The sequence below is a fragment of the Streptomyces sp. NPDC096013 genome, from assembly GCF_044763565.1.
Lineage (GTDB): Bacteria > Actinomycetota > Actinomycetes > Streptomycetales > Streptomycetaceae > Streptomyces.
In genome coordinates this window covers 55596-77899 of sequence record NZ_JBIWGK010000026.1, presented here as the reverse complement: position 1 = coordinate 77899, position 22304 = coordinate 55596, and the positions used below count along the sequence as shown (strand labels likewise).

The following is a 22304-nucleotide window of genomic DNA, read 5'->3' as shown; positions in this document are numbered from 1 at the left end:
CACAACGTTTTCTGCTGGCTGGATGCCGCCGGTCACACCGCCGCCACCTGCGGACCGGCCCGCTACTTCCCTGGCTGACTCGACTCCAGCGCACCGAATCTTAAACGTTCAAATTCGGGCTACTCTTGGCCATTTTAAACCCCTCGCTTCGCACATAGGTTCGTCGTATGCTCATCCCGCTTGATCGTCAGTAACCTATTTCTGGGGGGAAAGTGAACAGTTCCTTTCGCAAGCGTGCGGCAGCAATCTTCACCACTGCCGTAGTGATGACGGGTGCCGCGTTGACAATCGGCGCGGGATCCGCATCGGCAGGCCCGAGTGCGACGTTCGATGTCGGCTCCCTGCAGAGCGACGGCTCCCGCACCATCGTCATCAAGACCGGCGGCACCACTGCCGGCACCGTGAAGTGGACCGCCAACGGGGACACGCTGACTGCGGCCGATTCCAAGGCTGACGGCTACGGCATTTCCGGATACGTGACAACCAACCCCTACCTGATTGCCGACACGGCGGGACACAGCTCCCCCTACACGGCCACCGCGCACAGGGATCTCACCGAGAACGTGAGCTACACGTTCTGGGCCTGCATCGGCAGCAACAGTGCGGGACTCACCTGCTCCAACGTTTACTCGGTAACGTCGTAAGGGCCGACAAGCCGAGCGTTACCCCGCCGCGCTGAGTTCTTTCAGCCGAATCTCTCGCTTACTCTCAGGCGCGGGGCCATGCTGGCAATTCGCACCACCCCAAGGGGTCGAAAAGGCATCGTGAGCGTACTCACGAAGGCTTCTTAAAGGGGCTGTGCCGATAGAAGCTCCTGGTAGGCGGGACGCGAACGGTTTGCGTCGCCTACCAGGAGCTTCGAGGCGTGACGACAGCTCTGTGGAGGTACTGACTGATGATCTCGATCCGGCCTGCCCAGGACGGCGAAGCGGGCTTACTATCTGATCTGGCGCTTCGCTCGAAGGCCCACTGGGGCTATGACACTGCATTTCTTGAAGCGTGTCGGGAGGAACTCACCCTCAGAGATGCAGAGTTGACCACTCGTCGGACGGCTGTCGCGGAGTGCGACGGACACATCGTGGGGTTCACGACCCTGGAAGGTGTGGCGCCGCAGGGTGTTCTCGGCATGATGTTCGTCGAGCCGGATGCGATCGGCCAGGGTGTCGGCCGTCTGCTGTTCACACATGCGGTGGAGACTGCCCGAGCCCTGGGATTCACCGGGTTCACCATCGATGCCGACCCCAACGCCGAGGCCTTCTACGAGGCCATGGGCGGTGTCCCCGTCGGCCGTGTGCCCTCCGGGTCGATTTCCGGCCGGACCCTCACACGGTACGAGCGCACGATTCCGGAGTGAAGTCTGCTTCCTCGCCCACGTGGCGCGGAGCCCACCTGCACCCGACCGCGCAGGCTCACGGTTCACCGGACCGCGCGCGCCGCACGTGCCAGGCCCGTTTGCGGCAGACGGGAGAACGGAGCACCGCCGAGACCGTGCGCACTGTCTGGACAACTGGTGCGCGGAGAGGCGAAGTTGAGTGGCAGGATCTGCGTGTGTGAGCGACCGCAGCGCATTCATGATCATCGCGCTCCTGCAGCCAGCCTTCCTGAACTGGATCGACGCTGATTACTTGGGATTGACGGATCGTCGTGACCAGGGCTCGGGTTCTGGCTCATGGACGTCGCGAAGCCCGGCCACCATAGGGTGGCCGGGCTTCGCGCTTGGTCGGTTACCGGAAGAGGTGCACCGGGGCCTGAGCGCGTAGGACGCGGGACTGTTGGCCTCCCAGCACAGTGCACGGCCAGCCGACGTGTTGGCCGCGATGATCTGAGTCTGCTCCAGCCGGGCCTTCGTCGCCCAGGCCGACGACTCTGGGCGCACCGGGAGCCGGCCGGAGGCGGCGTCACACGACACCGCGGTCACGTGCCCGGCGAGCTCGGAGGCGATGGCCGCCCACCGCTCGCGCAACGTCGCCCAGTCGCCGGGAGCCCCTCGCACTTGGTGACCAGCATGCCGCTCCCGGCGTTGAGGGCGAGTGCATCAGCCACGGTGCAGATCGGGTGCCGCTTGAAGTAGTCGGCAACCTTCAGGTGGCCGCGCGCGACGAGCTTTCACACGGGAGTTGTACCAAATGTTTGACACAAATCCTCGCTGGGTCGCATCGTGTAATCACAAGCGGTGAGTACAAGTGCGAGCACACGGGGGTTCCTCATGCGCGAACTCGGCACCGTCCCACGCCCGACTGCCACCGACCGCTATGCGCGCTGGGCCGGGCTGCTCGTCGGACTCGTCGCCGCCCGCCTGGTCGGCTCGAACGACGGCCTCGGCGTCGACATCCTGTACGCCATCCCGGTGTTCGGGCTCTGCGCCGTCGCCGGCGTCCTGGTGGGCGACGCGCTGACACCGCCGCTGCGAGGAACCGTCCGCACAGCAGGTCTCGCGCCGCGCCGTATTCGCGACTACGTGCCACCGCGCATGACCCTGTTGCTCCTCGCCGAGGCTGCCGTCCTCGTCGTCTTGCTGACGGTGGCCGCCGTGGTCGCCTCGTCCGACGACATGGGCCACGCCGGGCGCTCCCTGACCGTGACCTGCCCGGACGGAAGCACGGCAAGCACGAGCCCCTGGCCTGGCCTCTTCTACGGCTTGCCCATCCTCGCCGCCCTCGCCGTCTCCACCACCGCATGCGTCTGGTCCCTGACCCGGATCGCCCGCCGCCCCGGCGACGAGCAGACCCGCCGCGACCGGTCACTGGCGATCGTCGCCGCATGGGGGCTGCTGGTCTCCGCGCCTCTTCTCGGCGCCGCCTCGACGGCATCGGGCGCACTGATGGACATCGGCTGCGACGGCACGGTGGGGCGCCTGGCGAACTGGGCACTGTGGCCCACGGCCCTGGTCGCCCTCGTCACCGTGCCGTGGTGTCTGTTCACGGTGATCGCGCCCCAGGCCGGGGTGCGCCGGTGAACGGTCCCGCCGTCCACGTCGACACCGCGAGCCCCGTCCCGCCCTACGAACAGATCCGCGCCCAGCTGGCCGCACTTATCACCACGGGCCGCATACCGGAGGGGGAACGCCTGCCGACGGTGCGCCAGCTGGCGGCCGACCTAGGCCTGGCGGCGGGTACGGTGGCGAGGGCCTACCGCGAACTGGAGGCGGCGTCCCTGATCCGCACCCGCCGTGGGGCGGGGACACGGGTGGCCCCGCTTCCGGCACCGCCCCGGACACCAGACCCGGCCAAACTGGCGGAACTAGCCCTCCGCTTCGTGACTGAAGCCCGGGGCCTGGGCGTGGACGGGGAGACGGTGCAGCGGGCAGTACGGGACGCGCTGGAGGAGTAGCGGCTGTACGGGGGCGAGCCGACGGTGCCGCTGCGGCCCTCGTCCCGCTTAGAACTCCTAAGAGCTCGTAACACGATCTTGCAGCACCCCCGCGAGGGACGCCGGCTCCTACACGACCTTCGCTGGCCCGGTATACAAGGACCTGCCCAAGCCCGGCCTGTGCATGACCTGGAGCGGTTCGATCGACATCTACTACAACTCCGGCAGTGGTCTGTGCCCCTGACCTGGCCGCACTCGATCCACTCCTCGTGAAGCGGTGGTGTGGGTTGCTGAGGGGTCGTGTCGGGGTAGAGCCCGGCGCGGCCCGTCGGGCAGACCCACGTGGGCAGGGGTGATGCGCTCACGCCTGCTGCGCAGGAGGCCAGCCAGCTCTCGTCTGTCCACGCCACCCAGTGTGCGCGGGTGCCGCGGAGCCTATCCAGGTACCCCTGGTGCCTGGATAGGCCCTGCGGCCTGACGCAGGCTCGCTGCCATGAACAACGCACAGACCACCGACACCTTCACCCCAGCGGCCGTGGGCCTGCTGGCCGGCAAAGTTGCCTTCATCACCGGTGCCGGTCGCGGTATTGGCGCCGCCGCGGCGCGCCTGTTCGCCCGGGAGGGCGCCCGGGTGCTGCTCGCGGCTCGCACGCAGGGCCAGCTCAAGGCGGTGACCGAGGAAATCCGGGCGGCTGGCGGCACTGCCGAGTACGCAGTGTGCGACCTGGCCGACGGGGCCAGTGTCCGTGCCGCCGTCGACCGCACCGTCGACCTGTACGGCCGGCTCGACGTCGCCTTCAACAACGCAGCGACCAGCGTGCCGCCAGCCCCGATGGACCAAGTGCCGGAGGCGGATTTCGACCATGTCTACGCCGTGAACCTCAAGGGCCCGTGGCTGGCGATGTCTGCCGAGGTCGCCGCCATCCGGGCCACCGCCGGCACGGGTGCGATCGTCAACAACTCGTCCGTCGGCAGCCTGATGGGCAACCCTACGCTGCCCGCCTACGGTGCGATGAAGCGGGCGGTCAACAGCCTCACCGAGTCGGCCGCCATCACCTACGGCCCGGAGGGCATCCGCGTCAACGCCATCGCTCCCGGCACCACACTGACCGAGATGGTGCGTGCATGGAACGACCGCTCGCCCGGCGTCATCGACCAGCTCAACGCGCGCACCCCGCTGCGCCGTGCGGCCGACCCTGACGAGATCGCCCAGACCGCCGCCTGGCTTCTGAGCGACCGCGCCTCCTATGTGACGGGGGCGGTACTCCCGGTTGACGGCGGCATGCAGGCATGAGCCGGAGACGCGCCTGCTGCCCGGATGCACCTGGTGACACGCAGGAGGATTATTCGATGAATCGTGTGGGATACGGCGCCATGCAGCTCGCGGGCCCGAGGGTCTGGGGATTCCCGGACGACCCCGAGGCGGCGCGGCGGGTGCTGCGCCTGGCCGTGACCTTCTTCGACACCGCGAACGCCTACGGTCCGCGAACGGTGAACCAGCTGATCGGGCAGGCTCTGGGGCCGGTCCCCGAGGGCGTGATCGTGGGCAACAAGGTCGGCGCGGAGCGCGGCCCGGACAAGTCCTGGGTCGTCGACGGCCGCCCGGAGACGGTTCGGCGGCAGGTCCACGAGGCACTGACCGACATGGGAACGGACACGAGCGAGCTGACCTACCTCCGACTCGTCGGTGACACCCCCGGCACACACCAGGACGTGCCGCTGGAGGAGTCGCTCGGCGTACTCGTCGAACTGCGCGAGCAGGGACTGATCCGCCGCATCGGCCTCTCCGGCGCGTCACCGCAGATGCTGGCGCGCGCCCAGCAGATGACCCCCATCGCGGCGGTGCAGAACCGCTTCAACCTGCTTGACCGCAGCGGCGTTCAGGTCCTCGCCGACTGCGAGGCCCAGGGCATCCTCTTCGTCCCCTACTTCCCGCTGGCCGCCGGACGGCTCAGCGACCACCAGGAGCTGACCGGCCCGGCAGAGCGCCTGGGCGCCACAGCGGCCCAGATCGCACTGGCCTGGCTGCTGCGCCGCTCACCCTCCATGGTCGTCATCCCTGGCACGAGCAGTCCCGACCACCTCCGGTCCAACATCGAAGCTTCCGAGGTTGCCGAACAGTTGACCGATATCGAGGTCTCGCGCCTGACCGGGCTGGTCGACGAGTCGAAAGCAACTCTCGGCCAGCCCACGCCCCCTGCTCTGAGCCACCGCTGACAGCGCCCCGGGCGCCGATGTCGCTGCCGGCCCCCCGGCCGCATCTGACGAATGAACTGCGGCCGCGCCGCGGGGCCTGAGCGCGGCATCTGGGCGGCCGCGGTCAACGGGCGGTGACGCGGGGCAGGTACCACAGGCAGAAGGCGGCCAGCGCGGCGGTGGCGGCAAGGCAGATCCCGGTCTCGATCAGTTGGAGCGGGAGGAACTGGTCCATCGTGAAGGATCTGTTGTACCGCCCGACGATCTGCTGCTGCCGCATGCACGTGGAGAACGCGTGGAGGTCGCGGCCGGCACAGGGAGGGAGGCTGGCGGTGAGGCTGCCATCGGCCCGGACGTAGCCGACGCGCTGGTACCAGCCGTCGCGCGGGGAGTTCGGGAAGCCGAGGCCGCGCGTGCGGTGGATGTGCGGGGTCAGCAGGTGGGGGCGCAGCTTCTCCAGCCCGAACAGGACTGCCTCGCCGAGCCCCGCGGAGAGCGCGACCGCGGGCAGGGTGCGGCGCACCAGCACGCCGGTGGCCGCTCCGAGCATCAGGGCGAGCAGGAGGTGGGCGACGCCGACCGGGCCGGTCCAGGCGAAGAAGTCCCAGTCGTTCCACCAGACGATCGCGCGCCATGCGGAACGGTCCGGGCCGCCGTTGTGGCCGCGCCAGGCGGAGTACCACCACCAGGTGACCGGCACTGTCAGCACGACGGCCGCCGCGGTGGTGACCGCGGTCGCCACTCCCAGCTTGACCGCCGCCCATTCCCGGCGGCCGACGGACTGTGTCCAGGCCAGCCGGTGGGTCCCGGACTCCATGTCCTGCGCGAACAGCGGCCCGCCGACCAGCGCGCCGACCGCGAGCGGCAGGTAGCGCAGTACGGACGGCGACATGTGCGCGATGGTCGGCGTCGCCACGCCGCCGATCGCGGAGTCGCACGGGTGGGGTGCGGCCCGGCAGAGGTCGGCGTAGTGGTGCACGGCGGAGACGAGCTGGTAGTGCTCTTCCACCGACCATAGCGCGGCGAGGACGGCGAATACCGCCGTCGTGCGGTAGACCGCCCGGTGCCGCCGCCAGGCCGGCCAGGCGGGTCCGGCGAGGCGGGGCACCGGGAACGGCAGCTGGGCTGCGCGCTCTTCGCGCTGCGGCCAGGACACGTAGCGGGCGAGGGCGCTCATCGGTCGGGGTCCGTGTCGGGCCGGTGGTGGTGCACGCGCGGCTGGTCGGCCGGGCGGGTCAGCGGCTCGTCGGGGGGCGCGAGCAGGGGCGGGGCCTGCGGGTTGCGCAGGTAGGCCAGCAGGATCTCCTCCAGGGTGGGCGTCTCTGCGTGCACGGCGCGGTGGAGGGAGGCCGGCATCTGGAGCATCGCGGTGAGCTGGCGGCCGGTGGTGCGCGCCTCCACGACGGTGTGGCCGAGCAGTGTGTCAGGCAGCGGGGCGTCCGGGGCCGGGCAGGCGGCGTCCCGGTGGGGGGCATGGGGTTCGCCGCCTGCCCGGGTGCCGGAGGGTTCGTTGCCGTCGAGGGTGTGGGTGACCAGGGTGTGCGCGGCCTGGACGAACTCCACGTCGTCGGCGACCAGCATCCGGCCGCGCGCCATCAGCAGCACGTAGTCGCAGACCAGGTCCAGCTCGGCGAGGATGTGCAAGGACATCACCACGGTGGTGCCGCGCTCGGCGGCGGTGGTCATCAGCGCGGCCATCATGGCGTGCCGCCGCAGCGGGTCGAGGTCGGCCATCGGCTCGTCCAGCAGCAGGAGTTCGGGTCGCTTCCCGAGCGCGAGGGCGAGGGCGACGCAGGTGCGCTGGCCGCCGGAGAGCTGGCCGACCTTGGCGCCGAGCGGCACGTCGGCGTCGGCCACGACGGTCCGCGCGGTGGCGTCGTCCCACAGCGGGTTCATCTCCCGGCCGTAGCGCAGCGTCTCGGCGACGGTGAACGCGGTGTGCAGCGGCCGGTCCTGGAGCAGCAGGCCCACGCGGGGCAGGACGGCTCCGGTGCCGGGCCGGTGGCCGAGGACCCGCAGGGAGCCTTCGGTCGGAGCGCGCAGTCCGGCGGCGACCGCGAGCAGGGAGGTTTTCCCGTCGCCGTTCGGCCCGACCAGGCCGGCCACCCGGCCGGGCGGGACCCGGAAGTCGCAGTGGTGCAGCGCCCACTCGGCGCGGTTTCGGATGCCGAGGCCGTGCGCCTCCAGCGCGGGCGCATCGGTGCCGGTGCGCGGGACACCGGCCGGCGGGTGGTCGGTCATCGCTCCTCGCCAGCCCTGCGGACGGGAGTCGTGGGCCCCGGTTCCGGGCACGGGGCGTCGGGGTCGCTCGGGAAGTACGCGTCGAGCCCGGCGGACAGCAGCGCGGCGACGTCCTCGCGCCCGAGGTCGGCTTCGCGGGCCGAGGCCATCCAGGCGCGCAGTCCCTCGTGGAGCGGGGAGTCCGCGGCCGCACCCGGCTGGGCGAGCGACCTGCGGACGAAGGTGCCGATGCCCTGCCGTGCCTCGACCAGGCCCTCGCTCTCCAGCTCGCGGTACGCCTTCAGCACGGTGTTCGGGTTGATCGCGGTCGCGGCCACCACCTCCGCCGCCGACGGCAGCTTGTCACCGGGCGTCAACTGGCCGAGCCGCAGGGCCTGTTTGGTCTGCCGGACGATCTGCTGGTACGCGGCCACGCCGCTGCGCCGCTCGATACGGAAGGTCACCACCCCCACACCATACCCCTAGTGGACTAGTGGACTAGTGGGCTCGGGGCGGTTGACATCGTCTGCGCTTCCTGTCGACACTCAGTCCACTAGTTAACTAGTGGACTGAGTCGATTTCCCGCGCACCGACGTGACGGGCCGCGCGGCGATGACGCACGCCCTCCTCCGCGACAGGAGCAACCGCAGTGCCCACCACGCCTGTTGACATACCCGGCCGGGCCGCCCCGACGGCGCCATCCCCGGTTCGCCTGCGACCGCCGGACACCGGCATCCGGCGCGGCACGGCGCCGCCGGCCGCCGGAACGGCGCCCGGGTGGACCCGTCGCCCGGTCCCTCAGGCGCTGCTCCTCCTCGCCCTCGCGCTCGCCATGCGCGCGCCCTCCTTCCGCCGCCCGTTCTGGAGCCCGGACGAGGGCTACCTCGGCACCGAAGCGGTCGCCCTGCTCCACGGCGGCCGGATGTACGCCGACGTGGTGGACCGCAAGCCGCCCCTCGTGCCCTGGCTGTACGAAGCTTGCTTCGCCCTGACCGGCCCCGGCACCCTGTGGCTGGTGCGGGTGTGCGCGGTGGTGGCGCTGGCGGTCACCGCGGTGTTCGTGGCCCGCCTGGCGGCCGGGGAGTGGGGGCCATGGGCGGGGCTGCCGGCCGGAGTGCTCACGATCGCCGCCTCGGCGGCGCTGCCGGCGCCCGACGCGATGGCCGCGACCTTCGAGGTCTTCATGCTCCCGGCGACCGCGGCCGCCGTGTACTTCGCCGCCCGCCGCTGCTTCCTCGCCGCCGGCCTCGCGCTGGCCGCCGCCACCCTCACCAAACAGGTCGGACTCGCTCCCCTGCTGCCGCTCGCGGTCCAGGTGCTCACCTCCCCGCAGCACTGCCGACTGCGGTACGGCGCGACGCTGGCCGCGGGGCTGGCGCTGCCGATCACCGGCTGCGCGCTCCTGCTGGGCGTACGCGACTTCGTCTTCTGGAACTACCTGTCCTCCGGGTCGTACGCCGCCTCCCCGCCGGGGATCGCGGCGGTGTGCGGGCACGCACGGAGCATCCTGTGCCGGCTCGCCGTGGCCTTCGCCGGCTTCGCGCCCTTCCTGCCGCGGCTGCTGAGGCGGCACCGGATCAGCGCCTTCGACCGCACGCTGTGGCTGTGGCTACTCGCCTCCGCTGCGGGCGTCAGCACCGGATTCCGCTTCTACGGCCACTACTTCCTGCAACTCGTCCCCCCGGTGGCACTGCTGGCGCTGCGCGCGGTCCACACGGCCCGCGGGCACGCCGGCCGCGGCACCGTACGCCCTGCGCGGTGGTGGGCGCTGCTCCAGGCACGCGGGCGCGCCCCCGCCCGGAGCCGCGCGGACGCCTGCGAACGGGCTGCCGCCGTCGCGTGCGCGGTGGCGGTGGCGGTCGGCGCGGCCTTCGGAGCGGGCGCACTGCGCGTGCGGCCGCCGGAGATGGGCAAGTCGCTCGAAGTGGCCGCGGCGGTGGACGCCGAAAGCCGGCCCGGGCAGAGCGTCTTCCTGTGGAGCATGCACCCGGAGGTGTACTGGCTCGCCGGCCGATCCGCCACCAGCCGCTACCTGACCGCAGGGCTGCTCACCAACTTCAGCGGCGGCGCGGACGTGCACCGCGTCGGGGCCCGCTATGCCGTACCGGGCGCGTGGGCGGGCCTGCGCCGCGAACTGGCCGCCGCTCCCCCGTGCCTGGTGGTCGACGACTCCGCCGGCACCCCTTACCGGATGGCCGGGTACCCGCTGCTGGAGCATCTGGTGAGCGGCCGGTACACGCAGGTCGCACGTGTCGACGGGGCGCGGATCTATCGCCGGTCCGACTGCTGAACCAGATGCCGCCGCCCACTGCCGCGGCCCTGGGCGCCATCGCCAGCGAAGGCAGGGCGTCCAGGGCCGCAGGGCTGCCTGACGCGATGGCGGCGCCGGCCGTCTCCCCAAAGCGGAAGGTGCGGACAACGCTGGCCCATGTAGGTGTCAATCCCCAGATTTCGTAGAGACGTTGGTTATGCGGCCCGGTCTTGTTGCTCGGGCCGAGCTCGCGCTTGTTGGATGATCCGTTCGAACTCGACGGGTGGTTGCCCGCTGGCCGCGCTGTGGCGTCGTTTGGTGTTGTAGAAGTCCGCGATCCAGGTAGCGGTCTTCAGCCGCGCCTCGGCGCGGGTGGCGAAACGGTGGCGGTGGACGTATTCGACCTTGAGGACCGAGTGGAACGACTCCGCGGCAGCGTTGTCCAGGGCGGAGCCGACACGGCCCATCGACTACATCGCCACCTGCGTCGGCCTGCTTGCTGCACACGGCATCAGCAGCCGGGACGTGCTCTGACCGCATACGTTCACCGGGTTGACGGTGGTCACGGTTGGATGTGGGCTGACGTCCGATCGGACTGCTGGGGGTGCTGTGGTGGCCGAGCCTGTCCGTGTGCGCAGATTGACCGACCCGGCAACCGGCAGACGTCCGTCGCGGTGAATCTGCGGAGGTGGAACACGCTCGGCTCCGCCGGTAAGCCGCAACCCCCTCCCACTCAGTGGCGCGCTTGCGCGTCCGTACCGCGTGGCGATGTACGGCTGACGGACCGAGTGGAAATCGGTGGAGTCGGAGCCACACTGGAGCGGTCGACAGCCCTATGGAACACCTCGCAGAGGCAAGGGGGTCAGTTGACTGGCAGTTCGTTGTTCTCCCGTCGGGAGGCTGTGCCGAGCGATGTACGTGCGACGTCTTCCAGCGATCCGAGCAGCGGGTTGGGGTCGTCAGCGCGCGTGATGAGCACGACCTCGCAGGGATCGATGTCGATGATGGGCACCAGGGCGATGTCCTCGCGCACAGCAGCGCGTCGATCGCCGGCAGGGAAGATCGCGACACAGTGACCGGTGGCGATGAGTTCCAGCTTGTCCTCGTAGCTGTCGTCGATCGCGGGCGGGGGTGGTGCCGGGCGGTCGCCAACCGGCTTGGGCGTGCTCCAGACAACCGGAGTGCTGACACAGGCCACCATTTCCTCGTCCGACAGAGTCCGCAGGCTGACGGCTTTCTCGTTCGCCAGATGATGGCTCGCCGATGTGACGAGTACCCGCGATTCCTCATGGAGCTTGGTCACCCGGAAGCCGTCCGTGGGCAAGGGCAGGGGTCTGTATGCGACGAGGGCGTCGACCCGCCCCTCGGCGAGGGCGCGCGTGTCCCGCCAATCGAGGTGCCGGGTGCGGACCTGGCCGTCGGGGTGCCGACGGCGCAGTTCCTGCACACAGGCGGTGATGACCAGTCCTTCGGCGCAGCCGATGGTGACGGCACGGGGCTGGACGGCGGCTCTGGCGGCGCGAGCGGCTTGCTCGGCCCCTTGGAGCAGTATCCGGGCCCTGGGAAGGAATGCCTGACCGGCGTCGGTGAGGCTGCTGCCCTGCGGCGAGCGGTCGAATAGCCGGACACCGAGCTGAGCCTCCAGTCGCTGGATCTGGCGGCTCAGCGACGGCTGCGCCAGGTGCAGCTTGGTGGCGGCCCGGCCGAAGTTGCCATACTCCGCCACGACCGTGAAATAGCGCACGAGCCGCAGATCAACGTCCATTCGCCCAGGGTACGTCGCGCGTCTTCATACGCCTGGGACATGGCGGCATGCGGAACAGGTCTTGGACAGGGGGTGCGGGTGGATATTTGGCTTGAGGGCATGACCACTTATGACGGCAAGAAGATCGTGATCACGGGCGGAAGCAGCGGTATTGGCCTGGCTACGGCCCGGTTGTTCGCGGACGGTGGGGCGCACGTACTGATCACCGGCCGCACCCGATCCGCCCTGGACGCCGCACTGGAGCAGTTGGGGGACAAGGCGGTCGCCGTCCGTAGCGACGCCGCGTCCCTGAAGGACATCAAGGCGCTGGCCGGCACGGTCCAGGAGCGGTTCGGCGCGGTGGACGCGCTGTTCGTCAACGCCGGCGTCACTGCGTCCGCGCCGCTCGACTCGACGACGGAGGAGATGTACGACGAGTTGTTCGGTATCAACGCCAAGGGCCCGTACTTCACGGTGCAGGCGTTGGCGCCGCTGCTGCGCGAGGGAAGCGGCGTGGTCCTCACCACGTCGGTGGTGAACGTCCGGGGCCTCGACGCGCTCAGTGTCTACTCAGCGAGCAAGGCAGCCCTGCGGTCGATGACGCGCACCCTGGCCCGCGAGCTGCTTCCGCGCAAGGTGCGCGTCAATGCCGTGAGCCCCGGCCCGATCGACACGGGCATCCTGGACCGCTCCTTGCCTGCCGACGTCGTCGAGACGATGAAGGACACCTACCGGAGCACCAACCCGATGCAGCGGCTGGGGACGTCCGAGGAGGTGGCCGCCGCGGTGGCGTACTTGGCGTTCGATGCGACCTTCTCGACGGGAACGGAGTTCCCCGTCGACGGAGGGGCTTCGCAACTCTAGGTGCTCTGACCGGTTCGCCGGGACGTCAGGGCGCGGTGGAGAGGGGGCGACCGCCCCAGCGGATGCCCTTCTCGCTGCGGATGCGGGCGCGCTCGCGGCGTTGAGCGGTCAGCACGTCGGGATGGCGGGTGTTCTGGTTCCGCCAGCGTAGGTAGGCGTGCAGGGCTCGGGTCTGCGCGGTGTGGTTGCGGTGGTTGGAGTTGGCGATGGTGAACTGTCGCAGCGGCCCGAAGTGGGCTTCGATCGGGTTGGCCCAGGACGCGTAGGTCGGGGTGAAGCACAGCTCGACCCGGTGTTTCTTCGCCCAGCGCCAGGTCTGCTTGCCTTTGTGGGCGGAGAGGTTGTCCAGGATGACGTAGATCGGGGCTCCGTCCGGGCGGGCCGCGCGGATCGACTTGAGCGCGGCCAGGGTGTTCGCCGCGCCCTTCTTGGCGTGGTTGACGCCCCACAGGGTGTCGTCGCCGATGGAGTAGCAGCCGTGGAAGTAGCGGACTCCGTGGGTGCGGTGGTAGGTCGCGGGATGGCGTTCGGGGCGGCCCTGCTTGGACCAGCACGACCCTGCGGTGGGACGGATGCCGAGCGGTCCGAACTCGTCGAAGGCGAAGACGCGGTCGGGGAAGCGGTCCAGGACCTCTTCGATGCGGTCGAGCTTGGCGTCGCGGTCGGGGTCTGGAGACTCTTTCCAGGTCTTGGTGCGCTGGAAGGTGATGCCGCGGCGGGCGAGGAGGCACCGTAACGCCTCACGGCTGATCCGGATGACGCGGCCGTGTACTTTCCGCAGGTAGGCGGCGAGTTTGCGGATGGACCAACGGGTGAAGGGCTGGCCGAGTTTGGTCGGGCGGGTGGCGGCTGTCTGGATGACGAAGTCCTCGTCGTCAGGGCTGAGCAGGCGGGGACGGCCTCCCGCCCATCGAGGGTCCAGACAGGCCACACCGATCTCGTTGAACTGGTGAATCACATCCCGGACAGTGCCCTCGGCGGCCTGCACCAGCTTCGCGACCACCGGCACCCGGTTCCCGCCAGCCGACGCCAACAGCATCATCGCGCGCCGATAGCGAACCGAACTGGTGCTGCCCCGGCGCACGATCTGCTGCAACTTCTGCCCTTCCTGGTCGGTCAACCTGCGCACACGCACAGGCTCGGCCACCGCACCCCCAACAGCCAGACGGACGTCATCGCACATCTAACCGCCGGCCACCCCGGCGAACCTTCCCGGTCACAGCACTAGCCATCGGCGGCCGCCGCCACTGAGCCGGCGGGAGAGGAAATCCCGCCCCGCCTCCCCACCCGTCGGGGCTGATGACCGTCCGGCCGCCGGCGCTGAACTGCGCCCAGCCGCCGGACGGTCGTCGTGTGAACCCGCGGCGTCTGGACAGCAATCGTCCTGTCACGTGCTCTGCCAGATACGGATCTGGGGAAGCAGCGCGCCAGGGAACGCCACGCTGTCCATCAGACAGAAGGACTAAAACAACTTCCAGTGTCCCTCGGAGACCACTTCCACGGCGCCGTCGGCCACCTTGATGGCGGTCTGCTCGTCAATCGCATACGCCGGTCCTCCGATCCCGGCCGCCCATCGTTCGGCCGCGGCCATGGTGTTCTCCGGGCAAGCCGGATGATTCAGATGCGGAAAGATCGAAAAGTCCACCATCCCCAGCGCGCTGTCGCTGCCGGTGGGCGGCTTCCAGCCCACGAAGTCCCTCCCGACACGGGGCGTCATCACCATGCTTCCGGCACTGAGTCCCACATAGACCGTGTCGGGCAGCGACGGCAGGAGTCCAGCCAGCCCGGACTCCCGCATCCAGTGGCACAGATACAAGGCGTCACCGCCATTGACCAGCAGGATGTCGGCCTGCCGGACCCAGGAGACCCAGAGGGCTGCCTCGATGCTGGGCAGCGCGGTGAGCTCCAACACACCCACCGACTTCCACCCCAGCTCAGTCATGGGGTTCGGGGATCGTCCGCTTATGAATCGCCATGGTCCGCCTGGATCGGCGCCCGGGCCTCCATACCCCGCGGTGGGGATGCACAGGGCGCTGGACCCGGCAATTGGCTGACCCAGCAGATTGACCAGCGCACCCTGGATGCTCTCGTTCTTGATGCCCGAGTCGGTGAGGAGAAGTTTCATCATGCCCTTCCCGAGGTGCTGACCACACGTCAACAACTAGCCGTTCGCCAACGCGGCACAGCCAACACCCTGTCATGGCTGCATCGGGAGCCGGCACTCAGTACGAGCACGCGCAGTACGAGCAGCTCGGAGGCCGACATTCGAGGTTGCCCGCGCTCAGCACTCCGGCCCGCCGCTACGGGGGAAAGCGGCGGGCCGGAACCACCCCCCACCGTGCCACAAGCCGGGGTGATACGTGCGGAGTGAGGCGAAACAGGCCGACGTCGGGTTTCGCGGTACAGCTTCCGTCGGCACGTTCGCCACGGACTGCCTGCCGCCCGCCGCGACACCACCCCGTATCACCCGGCGCAAGCCGCCTGATCTCCCGGTCCCCGGTCATCGACTCCCGCGGCGGACCGCTCCAGAACCCTTCGCAGTTCGAGGGTGCGGGCGAGGAAGACGTCGGTGATCTGGAGTACGTCGATTCCCCCACCGTGGGCGTCGAGCAGGCGCCCGGCCTCGGCGAGTGCCTGCTCGCGATGGTCGTCGGGCAGGATGCGATAGGCGGACAACGAGGCGAGGTGGCCAAGGTAGCGGTCGGTGTCGTACCGCAAGTCCTGCCGGAACCGGACCGATCGCAGGTCGGTGAAGCGGCCGTCCCCGCGGCACTCGGTATCCGGCCAGGCCTGGTCCCAGTTCCCGGGCTCGTCGCCGGAGAAGTCGGAAGCCAGGAAGCGGTGCGGTGAACCGGTAATGCCGTGACGGTCGCCGATGCCGGCGAGTTCGGCGCGCAATCCGGGGTCATGGATCCCGTGAGGGTTTCTGATCAGCGCCACGGTACTGCCGGGGGCGAGCGCGGCGTGGACCAGGTCCCAGCGCCGGTCACGGTCCAGAAAATTCCAGGCGGAGGCGGCGAACAGCAACCCGTAGTGCCGCCCGCCCGGTTGCCACCGCTCGAAGTCGCCGACCTCGACCCGGACGTTCGGATAGCCAGCGGTGTTGCGCCGCAGAACCTCGGCCATGCGGGCGTCGGGCTCGACGCACACCATCGGAATCCCCAGCGCGGCGAACGGCACGGTGGCCTTCCCGGTACCCGCGCCGACCTCCACAGCCGCACGGTCCCCGAGAGCCGCGTACGCCAGTACCTCGGTGACCATCGCGGGCGAGTAGCCGGGACGCGCGGCATCGTAGAGCTCGGCGACCTCACCGAAAACCTTGCCACGCGCAGCGTTGACATATGCCTCTGAACCCATGAGCGTCCCTCGGCTTCTTGACCGGCAGGCGGAACCCTACCGACCGGAAGCCTTCGCAAGCCACCGCCTTGGGAACCACCCCTTCCTCGATCCGACCGTCAGGCCAGGGGCACAAACAGGCGTTCAGACTGACTTGTCGCGTTCTCGGGTCCCCGCCGGGGCTGAACGTCGACGGCTGCGGGTGCGGATAGATCAGCCGCGGTCCGGGCGGGTCCACCGCCCTGGTCTCCCACTACCTCAACTGATGCCTCTGGAAGGGCATGTTCGCCAGCTCACGGCCACCGACGGTGTGGGGTGGGAACAACTCGCGAAGGTTGACCGTTCATTTAGATGTGGCTGCGGAGGGGACAGTGTCCCCGGGCCTCACCCATAGCCCATGGGGACGATCGTCCGGCTGAAGCCCCATGGAGCCCCCCGCCGAGAGGCGACCGCCCTCCGCTGCCACCGCTCACGGCCCCGGCTGGTCTCCCCCGTCCAGCCGGGGCTTTCGGCTGTGTACGACCGCCATAGCCTGCCGTCGGCTGTCTAGGTTCGCAGCAGTTCCCTCAGCCGAGCCCGAGCTGGCTCAGTGCCGTGGTCCAGTCGGTGACGATGGTTCTGGGCGGCGGCGAGGGTGACTTGGCCCACCGACTCTCACCGATTACTGACCCCAAGCCGAGAGATCCCACTTCAGACATTACTTGGCCGTACGGACACCGGTACCGCCGAGTCCGTCGCGGGCACGGTCGGAAGTGCGGTCGGGGGCAGGCCGAACTCCCCGGTGAGGACGTCGAGTTCTGCGTCGATCTCGGACAGGGCGAGCAGCGCGGAGCGGACGGTCTCGGTCTGCGGTCCGGCCGGACTGACCGCGGTGGGGGGCGTCGGCTGGGACGGGACCTGCGCAGGAGCCGGGCGGCGGCCGATCGCGCGCCGTAGGGCAAGCGTATGCGCCGCGGTCTTCGTGCGGGACCTGGCCACCCGCGGGTCGTCGGCGGGCACGTCCGGCGCCGCCGCGGCGACGACCAGGCGGTCGACGGGCCCGGTGCAGCGCCGCAGCGCCGCCAGGACGCGCAGGGGGCCGCGGTCCGGCTGCCATCCCATGAGCCGTGCGTGGGGGACGGGCAGGGCGGCCAGGAGCTTCAACGGCTTTGTGGCCAGGCCCAGTTGCTCCACGCGGTGGATGAATCGGCCGCGTGCCGCGCGGACCGCCCGGGCGTCGTGCCAGTCGGCCTCCAGTAGTTCACCCAGAGCAGCCAGCGCGGTCGCCGTCCGGGCCCGCGTCACGGCCGAGGTGCGGATCGGGAGCACCAGCCAGGAGGCCGCGAGGCCCAGGGCAGCGCCGACCGCGATCCCCGCGAGCCGGGTGTGCAGGAGATCCCCGGAACTCTGTCCGAACCAGTCGTAGAGCAGCGACAGCACGGCGGTGACACAAGCCGCCCAGAACGCGTAGCTCAGTTCCCGCAGCCAGGTGGCCACGGCGAGCACCGAGAAGATCACCACGACCGCGGTGTCCGACCTGGGTCCGAACGACCCGGCGACGGCGCCGGCCACCATCGTGCCGACCGAGGCTCCGAGCGTCCGCCAGGCCCCCTTCACCAGGACGTCCCCCCGGCTGCGTGCGCCGCTGCACACCAGGAACGCCGTGAGCACTGTCCACGCCCAGTGGTCCGGCCACTGGCTGCGGCCGACGACGAACGCCGCGGCGAGCGCGACCGCGAGCTGGAGCGCCATCCTGGTACTGGCCGGTATGCCCGTGCGCGCCGGACCGGCCGTCGTGACCACTGCGGCCGACGGCGGCCTGCGCACCAGGCCGGTGCGCTGTGCCGCCCAGGTCACCAGGGTCCCCCAGACGACCGCGAACAGCGCCGTCACCGCCGCCCAGCCGGTGCGCTCGTGCCCGCCCCCGGCCGCGATCCCGCCGGGCACCACCAGTACGGCGGTCAGCGGCAGCACGAGGAGCGTGCCCGCCCGGGTGGCGCGCAGCCCGAACCGCCGTATCCAGACCGATCCGGCCATCCCGAGGATGAACAGCGCGTCGCCGAGGTCGGGGTGATGCTGGATCAGGGAGCTCAGCTCCGTGCCGCCGGCCGCCGCGCAGGGCAGCACGACGCACGCGACGAGCCGGTCGGTCCGGTCGAAGGCGCGCTGCACCCGGCTGAACGCCGCGGAGATCACGACGGCCTGCACCACGCTGTCCACGTGCAGGCCGGCCTCGTGCTCGATGTACAGCGACCAGCCGTAGGTGCCGAGCATGGTGGCCACACCGACCGCGGTCGCCCGCAGGTACCACAGCCCGGGGTCGAAGCGGAGTGTCCTGCGCAACGACGCCATAACAGTAAGCACCACGTATGATCACCGCCGGGTGAAGTTCCGGAAACAAGGAATCGAGAGAGTTCATCCTCTCGAAATTTAATAAGTGATAGCTTAGCGTTGTGACGTCAGGGCTACCAGCGCAGCAGTTCTCTCCCGCCGAGATCCGGCAGGGTGTCGTCCGGCTCAGCCGCAGGCTGAGTGCGGAGCGCCCCGCGGACGGGCTCAGCCTGAACAAAAGCAGCGTCCTCGGCCACCTCCTGCGCAACGGCCCGATGTCGGCCGGTGCTCTCGCCGCCGCCGACCAGCAGCAGCCCCAGTCCCTGACCCGGGTCTTCGCCGAACTGGAGCGCGAGGGCCTGGTCATCCGGAGTCGGGACGACCACGACGGGCGGCAGCGGGTGCTGGAGCTGACGGAGAAGGGTCGTGAGGCGCTCGTCCGTGACATGGCACAGCGCGACGCGTGGCTGGAGATCGCGCTGGCCGACCTCACCGAGACCGAGCGTCAGGTCCTGCTGCTCGCCGCCCGCCTGATGACCCGCCTGGCCGACTCCCCCGCCCGCCCCCTCCGACCCCACTGACCCGTACAAACGCCCGCGGTCCGGCCCCGCCGGCCGCAGGCCCGCACGCCGACGGAGGCCGCAGTGTCCTGGTCCGACCACGCCATCTGGTGGCACGTATACCCTCTGGGCTTCCTCGGCGCCGAGCCCGGCGCGCTGCCCGCGGACGAACCCCCGCGCCACCGGCTCCCGGTGCTGGCGAACTGGCTGGACCACCTGATCGGGCTGGGCTGCAACGGCCTCGCCCTGGGGCCGGTCTTCGCGTCCGAGACGCACGGCTACGACACGGTCGACCACTTCCGGATCGATCCCCGCCTGGGCACCGAGGACGACCTGACCGAGTTGGTCGAGCGCGCCGCCGCACGCGGGGTGCGGGTCCTGCTGGACGGCGTCTTCCACCATGTGGGCAGGTCCTTCGCGCCCTTCACCGACGTGGCACGGCGCGGCGCGGACTCCCCGTACGCCGACTGGTTCGTCCCCGAGGGTGACGACTTCCGCACCTTCGAGGGCCATCACCGTCTTGTCGCCCTGAACCACCGGTGCCCCGCCGTCGCCGACTACGTGGCCGACGTCCTGGGTCACTGGCTCGACCGCGGTGTCTCCGGGTGGCGGCTGGACGCCGCCTACGCCGTCCCGCGGCCCTTCTGGCACACCGTCACCGGCCGGGCCCGCACCGGGCGTCCCGAGTCGTGGTTCAGCGGTGAGGTGATCCACGGCGACTACGCCGCCTACGTCACCGAGGGGGGCCTGGACTCCGTCACGCAGTACGAACTGTGGAAGGCGATCTGGAGTTCCCTCAACGACGCCAACCCGCACGAACTGGCCTGGGCGCTCAAGCGCCACAACACCATGCTGGAGACCTTCGCCCCGCAGACGTTCGTCGGCAACCACGACGTGACCCGCATCGCCAGCCGGCTGCGCGAGCCCCGTCATCTGGCACACGCCCTGGCCGTCCTGTTCACCGTGGGCGGCGTCCCGTCCCTCTACGCCGGCGACGAACGGGCCTGGCCGGGCGTCAAGGAGGAGCGCGCGGGCGGGGACGACGCCGTCCGTCCCGCCTTTCCCGCCACCCCCGCCGGCCTCGGGCCGGAGGGGCTGTCCGTCCAGCGCCTCCACCAGACCCTGATCGGGGTCCGCCGGCGCAACGCCTGGCTCGTGCGCGGCCAGGCCAGTCTCCACACCGTCGGTCACGCCGTACTCTCCTACACCCTCACCGACCCCGAGAGCGGCCGTGCCGTCTCCGTCGCGCTCAACTACGGATCCGAGCCGGCCACGGCCACGGTGCCTGCCGCCCCCTGGACGCATGCGGCGGGCGACGCGGCCGCCCCGTCCGGGGCCGGCTCGGTGTCACTCCCCCCGTTCGGCTGGAATATCGCCACAGCGCCACGGATCCCCTGAATCACCGCTGAATTGCCCGTGAATTCATGACCACCGTAATCCGTTTACGTGACCGGCTTACGTGACCCGTTCTACATAATCCGTCTGCCGAAACGAAAAAACGAGGACGGCGCCTCAGCCGCTCTCGAATCAAGCGCGCGGGCCCACGCATCACGCCACAGCGGCACATTATCGCCATGCTGTCCGCATGCGCGAACATACGCAACGAGCAGTTCTTCCGACGGCATACGCAGTCCCCCCAGCACATCGGCGAGAGTACTGCGAGGCAGCGGCCCGGCGTCGAGCTCACGGGCCCGCCGCTGCATTTCACGCAAAGACGGCCGGCCGGCGTCGACGCGTAATCGGTGCATGGCCTCCAGCAGATGGGCCGGGTGATAGACGAGTTCAGGCCGATGCCCGGGACGCGAGACGACCGGCGGTTCGCCACCGCCGCCCACGGCGTCGGCCCGCTGCGCCGCGCGCTCCCAGCGCACCCGCGCATCCCGTCGGGACGCGCCGCAGACCAGCGCATACGCCTCCACCACGTCCCGACGCGGCAGGACGGTGCCGCGGTCGGCGCGGGAGAGGGTCACGGCCGAACAGCCCTGACCGGCGATCCGGGCATCCTCGATCAGCTGCGCCATGCGGCGGTACGTCAGCCCCGACCGCTCGCGCAGCGAGCGCAGCCACAGGGCGAGTTCGTAATAGAGCGCGGCATGCGGAACCGGTGTTTTGCTACGAGCCACCACTGCCCCCTGACCTTTTGGATCCCGGACGTGCAGAGTGCGTTTTCGCGGGCTGGTAAGAAACCCTAATAATCGCCGGGACGAAGGGTCAAGAAATATTTACCCAGCTTTACCTTCCGACCCCCTTTCCCGATCCCTCCGCCGACCCGCTGCTTCATTCCGTCCGAGAACCGGAAGAATAAATTCTGCGGTCAACCAGCTGTTTCCACGGGAGCGCGCGCCACTGGCCGGCCATCGTGTCCGGTATCCCCCACAGAGGCTTTCTTGCGGTCTCCTTCCCGGCTCTGTTGGCATGGATTGCCGCGGCCGGAGCGACCGGTCGCACATCCCCTTTGAAACCTCACGCGGAGGAACGCGATGACCACGGCATCGAATGCCACCCTGGACGACATCGTCGACCTGATCAAGGACGTCAAGCCGGGCCTCGCCGACGAACCCGTCGGGCCGGGTCAGTCGGTGGTCGAGGACCTGGGCCTCGACTCGCTCGACCTGCTCCAGCTCGCCCGCCGGATCAACCGGCAGTTCGGGGTCGAGTTCGACCTCGACACCTGGAACGCCGACGCGGAGCAGCACCAGCGCAGCGTCGCCTCGATCGTGGCCGTCGTGGCCGCCGGCAACCGTGCCTGACGCGGCCACGCCCGCCCGGGTCGCCCTGGTGACCGGCGGGTCGCGCGGCATCGGCGCGGCCATCGCGCGCAGGCTCGCCGCGGACGGACTGACCGTGCACCTGGTCTGTCACAGCGCGCAGGACGCCGGACGCCGTGTGGTGAAGGAGATCGAGGACGACGGCGGGCGTGCCGTCCTGCACCGTGCGGACGTCGGCGACGAGGCCGAGGTCGAGGACCTGGTGGAGGGGGTGACCGAGCAGGAGGGCGCGCTGCACGTCCTGGTCAACAACGCCGCCGTGATCGACGACCAGTTGCTCGCCGTGACCCCCACCCACCGCTGGGAGCGTGTCCTGCGGACGAACCTCACCGGTCCCTTCCTCACCAGCAGAGCCGTACTGCCGGCGATGCTCGACCAGGGCTGGGGCCGCGTCATCAACATCTCCTCCAACTCGGCCCGCACTCCCGGCCCCGGCCAGAGCGCCTACGCCGCGTCCAAGGGCGGCATCGAGTCGCTCACCCGTGCCCTGGCCGTGGAGGTCGGACGCAAGGGCATCCGGGTCAACTGCGTGGCACCCGGCAAGGTGCGCACCGAGATGACGGCGGCCGTCGCCGACCGGCTCGGCTCGGACGGTGACGGCACCCGGTGGGGTCTGCCCGAGGACATCAGCGGTCTGGTGGCCTTCCTCGCCGGCGACGAGGCGGACTACATCCAGGGCCAGACGTTCACCGTGGACGGCGGCCGCATGGTGATGCGCAGCGGCTCCCGGCGGTCCCGGTGAGCGG

General features: G+C 70.1%; 23 protein-coding genes and 1 pseudogene. 12 read left to right on the top strand and 12 right to left on the bottom strand.

Annotation, left to right across the window (positions count from 1 at the left end):
- Positions 1-212: 212 nt before the first annotated feature.
- Both ACIRB1_RS44645 and ACIRB1_RS44640 read left to right on the top strand, forming a co-directional pair.
- Complete coding sequence (locus ACIRB1_RS44645) at positions 213-644, top strand: hypothetical protein (RefSeq protein ID WP_403469721.1); 432 nt, start codon at positions 213-215, stop codon at positions 642-644.
- A gap of 251 nt (positions 645-895) precedes the next feature.
- Complete coding sequence (locus ACIRB1_RS44640; protein WP_403469720.1) at positions 896-1354, top strand: GNAT family N-acetyltransferase; 459 nt, start codon at positions 896-898, stop codon at positions 1352-1354.
- Positions 1355-1621: 267 nt separating this feature from the next.
- Here ACIRB1_RS44640 and ACIRB1_RS44635 read toward each other — a convergent pair whose 3' ends face one another.
- Positions 1622-1993 carry a DciA family protein gene (locus tag ACIRB1_RS44635; RefSeq protein ID WP_403469719.1) on the bottom strand — a complete coding sequence of 124 codons (372 nt, stop codon included), beginning with the start codon at positions 1991-1993 and terminating at the stop codon, positions 1622-1624.
- 213 nt (positions 1994-2206) lie between these two features.
- On the opposite strand from ACIRB1_RS44635, the gene ACIRB1_RS44630 reads away from it, so the two are divergent.
- Together ACIRB1_RS44630 and ACIRB1_RS44625 are read left to right on the top strand one after the other, a co-directional pair.
- Positions 2207-2956, top strand: a complete 750-nt coding sequence (locus ACIRB1_RS44630) for a hypothetical protein (RefSeq protein WP_403469718.1) — start codon at positions 2207-2209, stop codon at positions 2954-2956.
- Positions 2953-3330 (top strand): GntR family transcriptional regulator, encoded by a 378-nt coding sequence (locus ACIRB1_RS44625; RefSeq protein ID WP_403469717.1) that lies wholly within the window; start codon positions 2953-2955, stop codon positions 3328-3330. Before ACIRB1_RS44630 ends, ACIRB1_RS44625 begins: the two co-directional genes overlap by 4 nt.
- A 285-nt stretch (positions 3331-3615) precedes the next feature.
- Here the strand turns inward: ACIRB1_RS44625 and ACIRB1_RS44620 are convergent.
- Positions 3616-3714, bottom strand: a pseudogene (locus tag ACIRB1_RS44620) (transcriptional regulator); the annotation flags it as partial.
- Positions 3715-3802: 88 nt separating this feature from the next.
- Between ACIRB1_RS44620 and ACIRB1_RS44615 the strand changes: the two are divergent.
- Together ACIRB1_RS44615 and ACIRB1_RS44610 are read left to right on the top strand one after the other, a co-directional pair.
- The gene (locus ACIRB1_RS44615) at positions 3803-4603 is read left to right on the top strand and encodes an SDR family NAD(P)-dependent oxidoreductase (protein WP_403469716.1); all 801 of its coding nucleotides are present in this window, start codon (positions 3803-3805) and stop codon (positions 4601-4603) included.
- 56 nt (positions 4604-4659) lie between these two features.
- Positions 4660-5526, top strand: a complete 867-nt coding sequence (locus ACIRB1_RS44610) for an aldo/keto reductase (protein WP_403469715.1) — start codon at positions 4660-4662, stop codon at positions 5524-5526.
- 103 nt (positions 5527-5629) lie between these two features.
- On the opposite strand, the gene ACIRB1_RS44605 is transcribed toward ACIRB1_RS44610, so the two are convergent.
- Genes ACIRB1_RS44605 through ACIRB1_RS44595 form a run of 3 tightly spaced genes read right to left on the bottom strand, consistent with a single transcriptional unit; the run spans position 5630 to position 8189 of the window.
- Positions 5630-6682 (bottom strand): cell wall protein, encoded by a 1053-nt coding sequence (locus ACIRB1_RS44605; protein ID WP_403469714.1) that lies wholly within the window; start codon positions 6680-6682, stop codon positions 5630-5632.
- Positions 6679-7746, bottom strand: coding sequence for an ABC transporter ATP-binding protein (locus ACIRB1_RS44600; protein ID WP_403469713.1), 1068 nt, complete (start codon positions 7744-7746; stop codon positions 6679-6681). Before ACIRB1_RS44600 ends, ACIRB1_RS44605 begins: the two co-directional genes overlap by 4 nt.
- On the bottom strand, positions 7743-8189 hold the full coding sequence (locus ACIRB1_RS44595; RefSeq protein ID WP_403469732.1) for a GntR family transcriptional regulator: 447 nt from the start codon (positions 8187-8189) through the stop codon (positions 7743-7745). The genes ACIRB1_RS44600 and ACIRB1_RS44595 overlap by 4 nt, the downstream gene beginning before the upstream one ends.
- 185 nt (positions 8190-8374) lie before the next feature.
- Here ACIRB1_RS44595 and ACIRB1_RS44590 point away from each other — a divergent pair, with 185 nt between their 5' ends.
- A complete protein-coding gene (locus ACIRB1_RS44590) occupies positions 8375-10015 on the top strand; it encodes a glycosyltransferase family 39 protein (protein WP_403469712.1) in 1641 nt (546 codons plus the stop codon).
- 176 nt (positions 10016-10191) lie between these two features.
- On the opposite strand, the gene ACIRB1_RS44585 is transcribed toward ACIRB1_RS44590, so the two are convergent.
- Both ACIRB1_RS44585 and ACIRB1_RS44580 read right to left on the bottom strand, forming a co-directional pair.
- A complete protein-coding gene (locus tag ACIRB1_RS44585; protein WP_403469711.1) occupies positions 10192-10443 on the bottom strand; it encodes an integrase core domain-containing protein in 252 nt (83 codons plus the stop codon).
- A gap of 395 nt (positions 10444-10838) precedes the next feature.
- A complete protein-coding gene (locus ACIRB1_RS44580) occupies positions 10839-11741 on the bottom strand; it encodes a LysR family transcriptional regulator (RefSeq protein WP_403469710.1) in 903 nt (300 codons plus the stop codon).
- Positions 11742-11840: 99 nt separating this feature from the next.
- Here ACIRB1_RS44580 and ACIRB1_RS44575 point away from each other — a divergent pair, with 99 nt between their 5' ends.
- A complete protein-coding gene (locus ACIRB1_RS44575) occupies positions 11841-12584 on the top strand; it encodes an SDR family oxidoreductase (protein ID WP_403469709.1) in 744 nt (247 codons plus the stop codon).
- A gap of 25 nt (positions 12585-12609) precedes the next feature.
- Here ACIRB1_RS44575 and ACIRB1_RS44570 read toward each other — a convergent pair whose 3' ends face one another.
- The 4 genes from ACIRB1_RS44570 to ACIRB1_RS44555 form a co-directional block, all read right to left on the bottom strand.
- Positions 12610-13731 (bottom strand): IS630 family transposase, encoded by a 1122-nt coding sequence (locus ACIRB1_RS44570; protein ID WP_403469708.1) that lies wholly within the window; start codon positions 13729-13731, stop codon positions 12610-12612.
- Between the two features lie 315 nt (positions 13732-14046).
- The gene (locus ACIRB1_RS44565) at positions 14047-14709 is read right to left on the bottom strand and encodes a Type 1 glutamine amidotransferase-like domain-containing protein (protein WP_403469731.1); all 663 of its coding nucleotides are present in this window, start codon (positions 14707-14709) and stop codon (positions 14047-14049) included.
- A gap of 338 nt (positions 14710-15047) precedes the next feature.
- Complete coding sequence (locus ACIRB1_RS44560; RefSeq protein WP_403469707.1) at positions 15048-15941, bottom strand: class I SAM-dependent methyltransferase; 894 nt, start codon at positions 15939-15941, stop codon at positions 15048-15050.
- A gap of 669 nt (positions 15942-16610) precedes the next feature.
- A complete protein-coding gene (locus ACIRB1_RS44555; RefSeq protein ID WP_403469706.1) occupies positions 16611-18242 on the bottom strand; it encodes an FUSC family protein in 1632 nt (543 codons plus the stop codon).
- 110 nt (positions 18243-18352) lie between these two features.
- On the opposite strand from ACIRB1_RS44555, the gene ACIRB1_RS44550 reads away from it, so the two are divergent.
- Positions 18353-18811 (top strand): MarR family winged helix-turn-helix transcriptional regulator, encoded by a 459-nt coding sequence (locus ACIRB1_RS44550; RefSeq protein ID WP_403469705.1) that lies wholly within the window; start codon positions 18353-18355, stop codon positions 18809-18811.
- Between the two features lie 63 nt (positions 18812-18874).
- Positions 18875-20188 (top strand): alpha-amylase family glycosyl hydrolase, encoded by a 1314-nt coding sequence (locus tag ACIRB1_RS44545; protein ID WP_403469704.1) that lies wholly within the window; start codon positions 18875-18877, stop codon positions 20186-20188.
- 71 nt (positions 20189-20259) lie between these two features.
- Here the strand turns inward: ACIRB1_RS44545 and ACIRB1_RS44540 are convergent, their stop codons facing one another.
- Positions 20260-20913, bottom strand: coding sequence for a helix-turn-helix domain-containing protein (locus ACIRB1_RS44540; RefSeq protein WP_403469703.1), 654 nt, complete (start codon positions 20911-20913; stop codon positions 20260-20262).
- Between the two features lie 357 nt (positions 20914-21270).
- On the opposite strand from ACIRB1_RS44540, the gene ACIRB1_RS44535 reads away from it, so the two are divergent.
- Together ACIRB1_RS44535 and ACIRB1_RS44530 are read left to right on the top strand one after the other, a co-directional pair.
- On the top strand, positions 21271-21540 hold the full coding sequence (locus ACIRB1_RS44535; RefSeq protein ID WP_403469702.1) for a phosphopantetheine-binding protein: 270 nt from the start codon (positions 21271-21273) through the stop codon (positions 21538-21540).
- Positions 21533-22300, top strand: coding sequence for an SDR family NAD(P)-dependent oxidoreductase (locus ACIRB1_RS44530; RefSeq protein WP_403469701.1), 768 nt, complete (start codon positions 21533-21535; stop codon positions 22298-22300). Before ACIRB1_RS44535 ends, ACIRB1_RS44530 begins: the two co-directional genes overlap by 8 nt.
- The last annotated feature ends 4 nt before the right edge of the window (positions 22301-22304 follow it).

Bases quoted from the DNA above. Each gene is read 5' to 3' on its own strand.
- ACIRB1_RS44575 (WP_403469709.1), top strand. From the start codon at position 11,841: ATGACCACTTATGACGGCAAGAAGATCGTGATCACGGGCGGAAGCAGC.
- ACIRB1_RS44560 (WP_403469707.1), bottom strand. From the start codon at position 15,941: ATGGGTTCAGAGGCATATGTCAACGCTGCGCGTGGCAAGGTTTTCGGT.
- ACIRB1_RS44585 (WP_403469711.1), bottom strand. From the start codon at position 10,443: ATGGGCCGTGTCGGCTCCGCCCTGGACAACGCTGCCGCGGAGTCGTTC.
- ACIRB1_RS44565 (WP_403469731.1), bottom strand. From the start codon at position 14,709: ATGAAACTTCTCCTCACCGACTCGGGCATCAAGAACGAGAGCATCCAG.
- ACIRB1_RS44600 (WP_403469713.1), bottom strand. From the start codon at position 7,746: ATGACCGACCACCCGCCGGCCGGTGTCCCGCGCACCGGCACCGATGCG.
- ACIRB1_RS44640 (WP_403469720.1), top strand. From the start codon at position 896: ATGATCTCGATCCGGCCTGCCCAGGACGGCGAAGCGGGCTTACTATCT.
- ACIRB1_RS44605 (WP_403469714.1), bottom strand. From the start codon at position 6,682: ATGAGCGCCCTCGCCCGCTACGTGTCCTGGCCGCAGCGCGAAGAGCGC.
- ACIRB1_RS44610 (WP_403469715.1), top strand. From the start codon at position 4,660: ATGAATCGTGTGGGATACGGCGCCATGCAGCTCGCGGGCCCGAGGGTC.
- ACIRB1_RS44580 (WP_403469710.1), bottom strand. From the start codon at position 11,741: ATGGACGTTGATCTGCGGCTCGTGCGCTATTTCACGGTCGTGGCGGAG.
- ACIRB1_RS44535 (WP_403469702.1), top strand. From the start codon at position 21,271: ATGACCACGGCATCGAATGCCACCCTGGACGACATCGTCGACCTGATC.
- ACIRB1_RS44630 (WP_403469718.1), top strand. From the start codon at position 2,207: ATGCGCGAACTCGGCACCGTCCCACGCCCGACTGCCACCGACCGCTAT.
- ACIRB1_RS44615 (WP_403469716.1), top strand. From the start codon at position 3,803: ATGAACAACGCACAGACCACCGACACCTTCACCCCAGCGGCCGTGGGC.